The organism is Rahnella ecdela, assembly GCF_019049625.1.
Classification (GTDB): Bacteria; Pseudomonadota; Gammaproteobacteria; order Enterobacterales; family Enterobacteriaceae; genus Rahnella; species Rahnella ecdela.
The window spans coordinates 1-13,244 of record NZ_JAFMOY010000089.1 but is presented as its reverse complement, the minus strand read 5'-3'; the positions used below and the strand labels follow the sequence as shown (position 1 = coordinate 13,244).

Below are 13,244 nucleotides of genomic sequence, written 5' to 3'. Positions count from 1 at the left end.
TGCGATCCCGCAACGCGGGGATACCCAGTGGTCGCAGTTTGCCGTTGCTTTTAGGGATGTAAACCCGTCTGGCGGGCAAGGGCTGGTAGTGACCTGAGAGTAATTCATCCCTGAGGATTTGCAGCTCAACAGCCAGTCTGGCCTGTAGCATTGTTTTGTTCACGCCATCAACACCGGGGGTATGCGCCCCCTTTGATGAAAGCGTGATCCGCGCGGCTTCAGCCAGCCATTCTGGTTGTGTTATCAGACGCAGCAGCCGTTCAATCCGTAGGGACGGATCGGTGGCTGCCCATGTGGCAAGCTTGCGTTGCATTTCGCTGATTATCAAAGGTCTTCACCTCGTTAGGTCAGTTAATTCACGTCGCAAACACATTCAAACTGCTTCCCTTCGCCATGTAATGGGCTTTCCCCATCGCGGACTACTACGGAAGCTCCGCCAGCCAGCGCGTCATCGGAGCCATGCCCCCTTAACATCCGTCGCTGACCTTCCCCGGTTTACCTGCCTGGACTCAGACATACTGAGGAGGCTGCCCGTCGCACTCTTTATCCTTGCTTGCCGCAAGTCGGCAGAAGTCAGCAACGCGAGCGTGATAGACGCTGCTGCCCCGGTGTTTCGCATACATGTCAAAACACCTTCGACCGGCGGTGCTTACTTATCACTGCCAGTTCCTCCTGCACGGCCTGTCAGATCACGTAGGCCGTGGTGACGTTTTCAACCCACAGAGGCGGATTAACGGGTTCATGTTCTTCAGCCTATCAGTACTTAACCTTGAGGATCATCTCGGCTTAGTGATCTCGCCTCAATCCCCGTTGTCAGCGGGTTACATCACCCCGCGGGCATGCCGCAGGTCACTGCCGCTCAGGTTCTCCACCGTCACACCCGGTGGGATTGTTGGGTTTCTCATCGTGAGTTACCGGTTCAATATTCCAGACAGACTCGTGGTTCATTTGAGCGTCCATGCTCGCCCTGAACTCCGGGCACACTATAAGTCACATCACCGCACCAGGCCTGATTAGGTTCCGTTACTGCAAACTGGCGACCCAGATAATTAGGGATCTCAATGTGTTCCTCAGACGCCTTCTTATAACGATGGCCAGGTTGCTGACAGCTGATAATATTGAGCGCTTTCATGAGCTTTGTTGCCCGCCAGCGGCTCAGTTTTATACCTTTGGTGGTGACCATCGCGGCAATGCTTCGCGCTCCTGCTGAGCCGTTACTTTCGCGATAAACTTCACGCACAAGGCTCAGTAATGCCACTCTCGTGGCGTCAGGCTTCCTGGGCTGCCGCCAGTATTTATAACTGCTGCGATGAACCCCAAACACGTTGCACACAACGGCAACAGGAAACCGCGCCCTGAGTTTCTCAACTAATGAGAATTGTTCAGGGAGTCTGACATCAAGAGCGCGGTAGCCTTTTTTAATATATCCCTTTCCATTTCAACGCGTTGAAGTCTTTTCTTTAGCTCACGTATCTCAATCTGCTCTGGTGTCATGGGGGAAGCAGTGGGTGATTTTCCCGCTCGCTCTTCTTACCCATTTGTCCATCGTGGATTTGCCGACATTCATTGCCGTTGCAGCGGCGGCAACGGTGTAGTGCTGATCGAGTACAAGCTGGGCAGCTTCGAGGCGAAACTCGGGGCTAAAATTACGTCTGTTACGTCCGGTCATAATGTCACCTGTTTTGACTGTGAGGTGATGATATCACCTCTATTCAGGTGGCCAAATTCAGTGTGCCACTACAAACTGACCCCATTTTAGATTATGAATCTGATGAGATTATTGCTATGCCTTAATATTCCCAGCGGTCTTAAAACATAATATCTAATTATAATATATTAAATATGAAGTCATACTTCATAAGTATGGAGTTATTTATCCTTCTTATTTAGATTGTATTTTTCCATAATATCGACCATCGCCCCTTCATGCGCCTGAAGATTACGTATATAACGCATTAACGTTTCGGGCTTTTTCCAGGTACCTTCCTGCATTATCTGAGCGACAGCATAGCCTCGTCCCGCCATATCCTGAGCAGCACCTACGCGTGCACTGTGGCCGGTCCATCGTGTATAGCGCCCTTTATTTGGGCTGATAGTTTCAGAAACTCCAACCGTATTCCAGGCCTGAGAAAAAATGGATTCTATCGCCGGCGTGCTCAACGGGCGGTTGATTGAGAGAGTTGCACTCCCCGAGCGATGTACCGGACAAAAGAGGAATGCATCGGGTTCGGCGCTGATATCTGCCACTGATAGCCACTCCGACAACCGACGTGAGGACTGTGAACTAAGAGATTTGATCAGGCCACCTGTCTGAACAATGGTTTTGGTGTAATTGACATTGAGGATTATCCGACCATCGGCCGCCCGGGAGATATCACGAACCCGTAGGCGGGCTAATTCACTGATACGCAGCAGCGTGCTGTAAGCAACATGAAGAAATGCAAGGTCCCGTTTTTGGCGAAGCAATATCGAGTCCGACCATAAAGCATCCAGCTCAAGAAGATTTTCAAGACGGAAAGGTACGGCCTGACCCGTGCGTTCACCCGTGACAACCGCAACACGATTGATTCTTTTAACAGCGCGGAACACCAGCGGTGATGTGTTAGGGGGAGTAAGGCCTGCGTTACGGTGTAACATGGAAATTAAAGAACCATGCGTCCCAATCGTCGAGGAAGCCCGGCCATTCTCTTGCAGCCAGTTCAAATAATCACGAAGATCAGCCGGAAGCATAGGCAAAAACTGACGGCGATTTTCTGTCGACCACCTGTGGCAGATCCGCATAACGCTCATCAGCTGTCGCCAGGTATTGGGTGAAAATGCATCCTTGTCCTGAACAAACTCCTTAAGCCTGGCCAGAACCTCTTCTTCCGCCTGAATAACAGGCAGTATCTGGTGAGCAGGTGATAATTTACCCATAAATAGCTTTAAAAGCGAACTCCTGAATTCTGACAACGCTACGTCGATTCTGATGAAGAAGCAGGGGGTTAACCGTGCAGATTTTACGTAGCGATATCTGCAATATTCACTGTGAAAAATCATCTGCCTCTGTAACTACTGTATAGATTACCAGCTCCATCTTTTGGAGGCTAACATTATATAAGACCCATTATATAATGTTATAAACTTAAAGGACGATGACAGGCCAGGGGAAGGGCGGTGGGTTAGTGAGAGCAATTTTTGGTAATGATTATCATCTTCACCGTAAAGATGGGGCAGAAGGAACAATTCTTTGCATAATTCAACAGGAACTGCCAGATAACAATTTCATAGACTGTCAATTCAGTTAAATATTCTTTTCAGCTAAAGAAATTTTTTGTCTATCGGAATATAATTTATGCAGTACTTAATTTTATAGCGTGGATCAAATTCAGCTTCACAATCTTTTTCCAATGCGCTAATTTTTACGGCGATAAAATTATCAACCTGGAATGTCAGAAATAAGATACAGCGCCTGACGCCCTCTGATTTTTTCTCAACATGACTGATAGATAATGACCCCATCACCGTATTTTAAAAGGCTGGGTATTGAGTAAGTACATTAATGTGCACCAGGTGTATATTTAATTAAGTTAAATCGATCATTTAGAGTGTTTAAATATTTTGTATTTACAGTTAATTACTCTCATTTCCGCGATAAATAAGAAATTTCATTTTTTAAATAACTGTCAATTACTGATCGTTTTGTGGATTATTGCGGATCATTAAACGTACAAACCTTACGTTTATTTATTTTCTAAGCAAAAATGCCAGGGATAGACATGAATTTCTCAGATGATAAAAACTCACCCTCATTACGAAAAAAACTAATTACCTGGGTCTGTATTTATCTCCAGCTTATTCCCCCTATTTCTGGCCTTGCACTCGCTTTTCCGGCAATCGCCTCGCAGGAGCACATGCTGCCATCTGCGCCGACAGCGACTGAAGGTAAAAATCCTTTCGACCAACATCTCGCCTCCGGTGCGATTGCTATCGGGACCACATTTTCGGGCGAGGATCGTAGTTCATCCGAAGCGTTATCAGATTACGCGCGCAGTCAGGCGGGAAGTGCTGTTAACAGCACGGTTGAAGGTTGGCTTAGCCAATTTGGTACGGTGCGATCGCAAATTAATTTGGGGAATGACTTTTCTCTGAGTGAAAGCAGTCTCGATATGCTGGTCCCGCTGTACGACTCTCCGCGAAATATGTTGTTCAGCCAGCTGGGAGCGCGTCGTAAAGATAGCCGGACAACGATCAACGTCGGCGCTGGGGTGCGCTTCTTCCCTGATGAGACGTGGATGATCGGCACCAATGCATTCTTTGATAATGATATTACCGGTCATAACTCCCGTCTTGGATTGGGGGGGGAGCTATGGATGGATTATCTGAAAATGTCCGCTAATGGTTATCAGCGCCTGTCCGGCTGGCATGATTCGCGTGACCTTGAAGATTACGACGAGCGCCCGGCAAACGGTTTCGATCTCCAGGTTAATGCCTTCTTGCCTGCTTATCCGCAGCTTGGCGGTAAGTTAATGTATGAGCAATATTATGGCGATGCGGTAGCCCTGTTTGGTAGCGACGATCTTCAGGAAGATCCGTATGCCGTCACAGTCGGCGTGAATTATACCCCTATCCCGATGTTGTCCCTCAGTGCCGAGCAGAAAATGGGGAAATCAGGTAAAAATGATTTCAACGTGAGTATGGCTCTGACATATCAAATTGAGCAATCCTGGGAGCAAAATGCCTCTCCTGCGGCCGTGGATGCCATGCGCAAGCTCGCCCGCAGCCGCTATGACCTGGTTGAACGTAACAACAATATTGTTCTCGAATACCGCAAACAGCAGGTGATTAAGATGCATCTGGCTCCCGAGAAGTTGCAGGGAGAAAGCCAAAGTACTCAGACTCTGACTGCTCAGGTTGACAGCAAGTATGGTCTGAAAAATATTGCCTGGAGCGGCAGTAGTTATCTTCAGGCCGGTGGCACCATTAAAACACTGGATCCCCGACATTTTGCACTGACGCTTCCGGCCTGGAAAGTCGCTCAGGAAGCGCAGGCTGCATCGACGAAGAAAAGTGCAATACGATCCAGCGATGCTTCCCGGATTCTGAACACCTATGTGCTTACCGCCGTCGCGGAAGGCAGCAAAGGTAATAAATCAAAGCCGTCTCATCTGACCGTCGAAGTGTTGCCACCGCAGGCGCATTTGGGCAGTGATGTGACCGTTAACGGTGACAATGCGACGCCGGACGGCGTGTCCCCGGTAAACGTGGTATTCCATGTGGTTGATGATCGAAAAAAACCGCTTTCAGGTGAACCGGTCTCACTGACAGTCACGCTGGCAGATAACAGCAAAACGACGAAACAGGTTGTCTCAGATGCGAGTGGCAATACGCCGCTTGATGTCGTCAGTACGGTTTCGGGCGAGGCCGGAGTCGTTGCTATGCTCCGCGGGGGCGAAAGCCGTGCAGTAAAAATCCATTTTGCAAATTCAGAGGCAGATGCTGCCCACTCGTCACTGACGGCATCTCCACAAAGCATCGTTGCAAACGATGTGGCCACCACGACGCTGATGCTGACCCTTCACGACAGCCAGGATAATCCGCTTACCGGTTTGTCCGGTGTGAGCCTCAACGTTTCTGGTCTGGACGGCACTCGTCTTAGCGCCGTAAAAGAAACGTCTGCGGGTGTTTACACAGCAACCCTGAGCGGCACTCAGGTGGGTACCGCGACCGTAACGGCACAAACAGCGGGTAAAAATCTGCAAGGCGTGAGCACCACCGTCCTGCTGACTCCTGATGAAAGCAGCGCGCGCATCAATCCGGGTGATTTCACTGTTATCACCAATAACGCGAAAGCTGACGGTGTTTCTGCGGCGATGGTTCAGGCTCTCGTCACGGATGCCAGTGGCAATCCGCTTGGTAATATGCCGGTAGCCTTTACCGCCTCCTCCGGAGCTACGATTACGCAAAGTGCTGTGACTAACGCGCAGGGGATCGTGAGAGTTCCGGTCACCCACACAAAACTAGGCGCGGTTACGGTAACGGCAACGGTGAATGGCAGCAGCCAGAACGTCCAGGTTAACTTTATTGCGGATAAATCATCCGCCAGTGGTCAGCTAAGTGTCCCTGCCGATAATGCGATTACCAATGGCATTGCGACCAACGTTGTTGAACTGGAAGCAAAAGATGCACAAGGCAATGCGGTTGAAGGTATCAATATCACCTTCAGCGCGACCAACGGTGCAGTCATTGCCACCGCAACCGGGGTGACGGACGAGGCCGGTAAGTTAAGTACTGCGCTGACCAGCACGGTTGCCGGTGCAAGCACCGTCACGGCGAAAACAGCCAGCGGTGAGGTGTTAAGTACAACGACTACCTTCAGCGCCGATACCAGTACCTCCACGATTACGTCTGATGACCTGAGCATCGTGACGAACGGCTCGGTAGCCAACGGCATTGCCCGCAATCAGGTGCAGGTCAAAGTGACAGATGCGAAAGGGAATGCAGTGCCGGCGCAGACAGTTACGTTTAGTGCGGATAACGGTGCACTGATTGAAACCAGCGGCACAACGGACAGCAATGGCCTGGTCATTGTCGGGTTAACCAGCAAAAAAGCGGGCGACAGCCTGGTGACGGCGAGCGTTAACGGCCACAGCCAGACGATCAATACGACGTTTGTTGCCGATAACTCCACGGCTAAAGGTGCTCTGGATGTCACCGCAGACAGTGCTATCGCCAACGGCGTTGCGACCAACAGCGTTGAACTGACCATACAGGATGCGAGCGGCAATCCAGTTCCGGGGACAAGCATTACGTTCAGCGCGACCAACGGTGCAAAAGTTACTACCACCCGTGGCGTAACGGATAAAAACGGTAAGCTCAGCACGACCGCCACCAGCACCGTCGCCGGGATCAGTAAAGTCACGGCGACGTCGGCCAGCGGTGAGCAGTTGACTGCAAATATCAACTTTATTGCAGATGCCGGTACGGCGAGCATTGTTGCCGGGGATTTGTCCGTGGTAACGAACGGCTCCGTGGCTAACGGCAGTGTGCAAAATCAGATCAGAGTAAAAGTGACGGATGCGCAGGGTAATCCTGTTTCCGCCCAGACTGTCAGCTTTACCGCGGATAACGGGGCGAAAATCGATGCCAGCGTCATGACAAACAGCCAGGGCCTGGCCACAGCCGGGCTGACCAGCCTGAAAGCGGGCGACAGCCTGGTGACCGCGACCCTGAATGGTCAAAGCCAGACGGTAACGACGACGTTCATCGCCGATAAAATGACCGCGCAGGGCACCCTGACTGTGACCAAAGACGGTGCTATCGCCAATGGCATCGCCACCAACAGTATCGAACTGGTTGTTCTGGATGCAGGGAATAACCCTGTCACCGGTGAAAGCATTACCTTCAGCGCAACCAATGGCACGACAGTGAACACCGCCACCAGTGTGACAAACAGTGAGGGTAAAGCCAGCACGAACCTCACGAGCCTTGTCGCAGGGAGCAGCGAGATCACCGCGACATCGAACAGCGGCGAGACGCTGGTGCAAACCGTCACGTTTGTTGCTGATACAGGCACCGCCACGATTACGTCCGGCGACCTGACTATCGTGACGAACGACTCTGTCGCAAACGGCAGCGCCCGCAATCAGGTGCAGGTCAAAGTGACAGATGCGAAGGGGAATGCAGTGCCGGCGCAGACGGTTACGTTTATCGCCGATAATGGTGCAGTCATTGAAACCAGCGGCACGACGGACAGCAGTGGCCTGGTTATTGTCGGGTTAACCAGCAAAAAAGCGGGCGACAGCCAGGTGACGGCAAGCGTTAACAGCCACAGTCAGACCATCAATACGACCTTCAAAGCGGACAAATCTACGCTGGCAGGCGTACTGAGCGTGAAGCAGGATGACTCGGTTGCCAACGGCACCGCAACGAACAGCGTACAGGCGCTGATAAGCGATGCAAATGGTAATCCGATTGAGAATGAGCCCGTCAGCTTCTCTGCCAATAACGGCGCCATAATTACGCCGAGCGTAACGACAGATGCCAACGGCATTGCGGTGGCCACGCTGACCAATACCCGCGCGGGTATCTCGACGGTGACGGGTTCAGCCAGTGGCGCGATAAAAACGGTGGAGACGAACTTCATTGCTGATACGTCCACAGCGCAGATTGCCAGCGGGGCGATGAGCATTCTGGTCAACCACTCCGCCACAGATGGTGTCATGGAAAACCGTGTCCGTGTCGATGTGACCGATGCCTTTGGTAATGCGCTGAGTGATCAAACCGTCAGCTTTACGGCGAGCAATGGCGCAACCCTGCCGGCAACGATGAAGTCAGACGAGAGCGGGACACTTATCGTTCCTGTGACCAGTACCATTGCGGGTGACAGCGTCATTACTGCCACTATTAATGGCAGCCATCAGAGCGTTACCCTTAGCTTTGAAGCTGATGGCAACACGGCTCAAATCGCCGGGGGTTCACTGGAGATGATCACTAATGACGCTGTGGCAAACGGCATTGCCACCAACAGCGTATGGGCAACGGTTACCGATGCCAGCGGGAATCCAGTTCCTGACCAACTGGTCAGCTTCAGCGGCAACAATAATGTTCTCATCGCTGCAAATGGCACTACTGACAGCGCCGGTAAAGTGACGGTAACCCTGACCAGCAAAACTGCCGGGACAAGCGTGATTGTTGCCACCGTTAACGGCAGTACCCAGCAGGTCAATGCCAACTTTGTAGCAGACAGCCATACCGCACTGATTGTGTCGGGAAGCCTGAAAAAATTGAATGATGGCGCTATTGCCAACGGAACGGCGGCCAACCGGGTGGTAATGCTTGTCAGCGATGAAAATGGCAATGCGCTGGCAGATCAGACCGTGAGCTTCACGGCCAGTAATGGTGCGACGATAGCGTCAACCGCGACGACAGATGCGGAAGGGGCATTGAGCCTGCCGGTCACCAGCACCGTTGCGGGTACAAGTACCATCACCGCCTCGATTAATGGCAGCAGTCAGAATGTCACCGTTAATTTTGTCTATGACCAAAGTACGGCGTCGGTCAGCAAACTCACAATCCTCAATGACAACGTTGTGGCTAATGGCACAGACCTTGACCAGGTTCGCGTGTTGATAAAAGATAAGAATGGCAACCTGGCGACGAATATGAGTGTGGGCCTGAGTGCCAGTAACGGCGCGAAAGTGGCGGCGACGGGCACAACGGATGCTAACGGTGAGTACATCGCGTCGCTGACAAGTCTGATAGCCGGAAAAAGCCAGTTCACAGCAGAAGCGAACGGGCAATCTCAGTCAGTCCGCGTGAACTTTGTACCGGATAGCGGGACGGCGCAGATTGCCAGCGGCTCTCTGACGGTCACCCGCAACAACGCAGTTGCGAACGGCAAGGATACCAACAGTGTCCTGCTCAAGGTGACGGATGCCAATGGCAATGCCCTGGCAGACCAGACGGTGGCCTTTACAGCGGATAACGGCGCGACCATTGCGCCCGACGGTGTGAGCGGTTCTGACGGCACGTTGTCCGTACCGGTCACCAGTACCGTAGCGGGGGAACACAAGGTCACGGCGTCAATCAACGGCAGCAGCCAGAGCGTGACGATGAGCTTCAGCTATGACGCTGAAACGGCCACCGTCAGTACGCTGAGCGTCGTGGATAATAATGCGCTGGCGAATGGCACAGCGACGAACAGTGTTAAAGCGGTTGTTCTCGATGCTCAGGGTAATGCTGTCCCTGATGTCGCAGTGACATTCAGTGCAGATAATGGCTCGACGATTACCGTCACCGGCATCAGCAATGAGAAAGGGGAAGCCGTCGCGACACTAACCAGCCTGTTTGCCGGAAACACCGTGGTTAATGCAGAAGTTAACGGCCACAGCGAGCCCGTGACGGTTATCTTTACCGCTGACAGCAGCACCGCGCAGATAGCGGCAGCCAGTATGACGGTAACGAAAGATAACTCTGTTGCGGACGGCTTGGAGACGAACCGTGTCCAGCTGGCGGTTACCGATGCGAATGGTAATGCGCTGGCGGACCAGACTGTGAGTTTCACGGCAGATAATGGCGCTAAAATTGTGGCAACGGCGGTGACCGGCGCTGAGGGGGCGTTAAGTGTGCCTGTCACCAGTACGGTTGCCAGTGAAAGCACCATCACGGCCACTATTAACGGCAGTACCCAGAGCGTTAGGATGAATTTCAAAAATGATCCTTCGACCGCAGCGATAGGCTCATTAGCTGTGGTTGACGACAACGCGATCGCCAATGGCATTGCCACAAACAGCGTGAAGGCGATAGTCAAAGACGGGCAGGGTAACGTTGTACCCGATGCGGTGGTGTCCTTCAGCGCGGATAATGGGGCAAGCATCGCCACCAGCGGGACGTCTTCGGAAGACGGTTCTTTGGCGGTGACGCTGACAAATATCACTGCGGGCACGACCACCGTCACCATGACAGTGAATGGAACCAGCCAGTCAATCGAGACAACATTTATTGCCGATGGCACAACAGCCAATATCGCTGCCAGCGATATTAAAGTGCTGACCGATAACTCTGTGGCAAACGGCGTGAAAGCTAACCAAATTCAGGTCATTGTGAGGGATGCCAATAATAATCTGGTGCCTGATCAAACCGTCAACTTCACGGCAACAGGGGCGACCGTGGCATCAACGGGCATCACCGATAGTGCCGGTCAAATTACCCTTCCCGTCACCTCAACGGTAGCCGGTGTGGCCACCCTAACGGCGACGGTCAATGGTAGCTCTCAGAGCAAGACCATGACCTTTATCACCGACACCGCGACCGCCCACGTAGCAGCGGAAGACTTTATAGTGACCAAAAACAACTCACTGTCCGACGGCGTTGATGCAAATCAGGTTCAGGCCCGCGTTACCGATGCGTATGGCAATATTGTGAGTGATGCGCTTGTCAGTTTCAGCGCAACCAATGGCGCGGTGGTTGGAGATGTCATCCCGACAGATGCTCAGGGAATGGTGACGGTGAATATCACCACACTTCTGCCTGGTATCAGCCAGATTACGGCAACCATCAGCGACAACAGTCAGAGCGTAGATGTGACATTTGTTGCTGCCAGAACTCCGGTCATCACCGCAGTGAATGATGTCACAGAAGGCATCGTGGGTGAGATTCAAAGCGGGCAACTGACGAACGAAGCCTCGCCAGTGCTGACAGGAACGGCGGACAAAAACGGCACGATCAGGTTATATAACAATGGCAAATTAGTGGGCAGCGCACTCGCGGATGACGGCGGGAACTGGAGCGTAAAACCTGATTCACCACTCACCGTTCAGGGGAATCAATCCCTCACCGTGACGGGGGCGTTAACGCCTGAGAGCCCGGAATCCCTGCCAACAGATGCTTTTATTCTGAACCTGGACTCCGTCAATCCAACACCGAAAGTGACACGCGTGATGGATAGCTCAATGGTCGTCGCCGAGGGCGATACCACCACCGGTGAAAACGTGGCTATCGAGGGAACGGCAGAGGCGGGGTCGACGGTGGATGTATACGCATTACGTATGGCTGACCGTGTATATGGAGTGTTGGGTACCACAACCGCAGATGAGAGTGGTAAGTGGAGTTTCGCGGTAACGGACGATACTGTTTTCCAGGGGTCGGGGGAATTCAGTTTCCAGGCGAAATCAACCGATGCCGCAGGAAATAGCACTAAAGTCAGTGACTGCGTTGCCTATTCGATTATTTTACAACAATGGCCAGCACCTGCCGGAACACCAACATATACTCCTCAGTCCAGTGGGGAAGTCATAACGGCTGACGATGTGAGTAATCTGCTGGGCACTAACAACAATATTTTGATTATTTCCCAACCGCCTGCTTACGCTAAGAGCATTGAGCTGCCCGCTCCCTCATCGGCTAACAAAGGTGCACACGTCTATATATCCATTAAAGGTAGCCAGTCTACCGGATTAAAACAGAACGGAAGTACGTTTACTTTTCTGGCTGACGGTTCTGAAACGAGCTGGTATTCAAATGGCAGTATATGGAAACAGGTCTATTAATTGAACTGTTAAGTTAATATGTTTTAGCATGATGCATTCTTGTCAGGTCAGCAAGAATGCATCATGCTCATGTTTTTTATAAATCAGAATATTGTTTTCTCAAGGTTAACGTTGGGGTTTATGTCTAAATACGGCGAGCGTGCGTATCTTAGGCATCAGGACTCCTTACGTTCAGGTCATTATTTTGAACGTAATATTTGACGTTAGTCACGGGAACTTATAATGATAAGAACAAGCAATATAATGGTGTCACATTCACCCCTCCAGCCAGCAGGCCGATGCTTCTCTGTCGAGGTAAACCTCTCTGATTCAGACTATCAGCTCAGATGGGGTGATACAGTCACCCGACATTGCCCGTATGAAAGTAATGTACTTATGGAGACTTTCTTTAAGGAAAATATTGAAGGAAGGGGCTGTGAAGATGTTCTTTTTTCATGGGTGAATTGCGACTGCGTGGCTGCAAATATCCTCTTTCTCAGACGAATGCTGGCTATCCAAAAGAAGTACCAACCCGCGTGCAAAATAATAAGAAATGATATTTATATCAATCATTTAATTATTGATAATGAATGGGCTGATCTCGTGAATGCGCATGATTTTCTTGTCTGGATCTCGATAGAGGGTCCGAAAAAAATCTATGGCAAAGCGTATGGGAAAAACTATCAGCGCACGATGCTGGCGATTGATGCACTTCGGCACTATCAGCTGCTGTTTAACGCCAGAGTGAGGATTAACAGTATCAACGCGGGTTATGCCCAAGAGATGTACTCATTTTTAACACGCTATGTCGGCGTTCACCATATACAATTTATTCCCTTTCTCGGGCCTGGTGAAACAGATATTGGTGTCAAGGTGTCATCAGTGACACCCACTGAGTGGGGTATTTTTATACTCGATGTTTTTGAAGAATGGCTCGGTAATGAGGCAGGTTTTGTACAGGTTAATCTTTTAGATGCCGCCAAGGCGCAATTTTCTAATCCATGTTTGGATCTTTTCTTTGCCGATCCGGTTTGGGAAAACAGGCATGAAAGAGCTGAAGGGTATGACAGACTGCGGCAGAGGGATGAGTTTTTATCTAGGGGTCAGTGTGAAAAGACCCTAGTTTCCTAGACTGTTCCGTGCCTCATGAACCAGGCACTTTCATAAACTGCAGGGGCTTGATCCTCACAGGCACTGTGGCGGCGTTTAGCATTATAAAACATCTCGACATAATCG

Annotated in this window: 4 protein-coding genes and 1 pseudogene; 2 read left to right on the top strand and 3 right to left on the bottom strand. The window is 51.1% G+C overall.

Annotated features, from left to right (window positions below; all coding sequences use genetic code 11):
- From J1784_RS00845 to J1784_RS00830, 3 genes and pseudogenes are all read right to left on the bottom strand, one after another.
- The coding region (locus tag J1784_RS00845; RefSeq protein ID WP_217147658.1) for a reverse transcriptase family protein at positions 1 to 313 on the bottom strand (313 nt) is incomplete at its 3' end.
- A gap of 672 nt (positions 314 to 985) precedes the next feature.
- Positions 986 to 1,669 (bottom strand): annotated as a pseudogene (locus J1784_RS26335) (IS3 family transposase); the annotation flags it as partial.
- Between the two features lie 200 nt (positions 1,670 to 1,869).
- A complete protein-coding gene (locus J1784_RS00830) occupies positions 1,870 to 2,916 on the bottom strand; it encodes a tyrosine-type recombinase/integrase (protein WP_217147655.1) in 1,047 nt (348 codons plus the stop codon).
- A 977-nt stretch (positions 2,917 to 3,893) separates the two neighbouring features.
- On the opposite strand from J1784_RS00830, the gene J1784_RS00825 reads away from it, so the two are divergent.
- Together J1784_RS00825 and J1784_RS00820 are read left to right on the top strand one after the other, a co-directional pair.
- A complete protein-coding gene (locus J1784_RS00825) occupies positions 3,894 to 12,029 on the top strand; it encodes an Ig-like domain-containing protein (RefSeq protein WP_217147654.1) in 8,136 nt (2,711 codons plus the stop codon).
- Between the two features lie 375 nt (positions 12,030 to 12,404).
- A complete protein-coding gene (locus J1784_RS00820) occupies positions 12,405 to 13,139 on the top strand; it encodes a hypothetical protein (RefSeq protein ID WP_217147653.1) in 735 nt (244 codons plus the stop codon).
- The last annotated feature ends 105 nt before the right edge of the window (positions 13,140 to 13,244 follow it).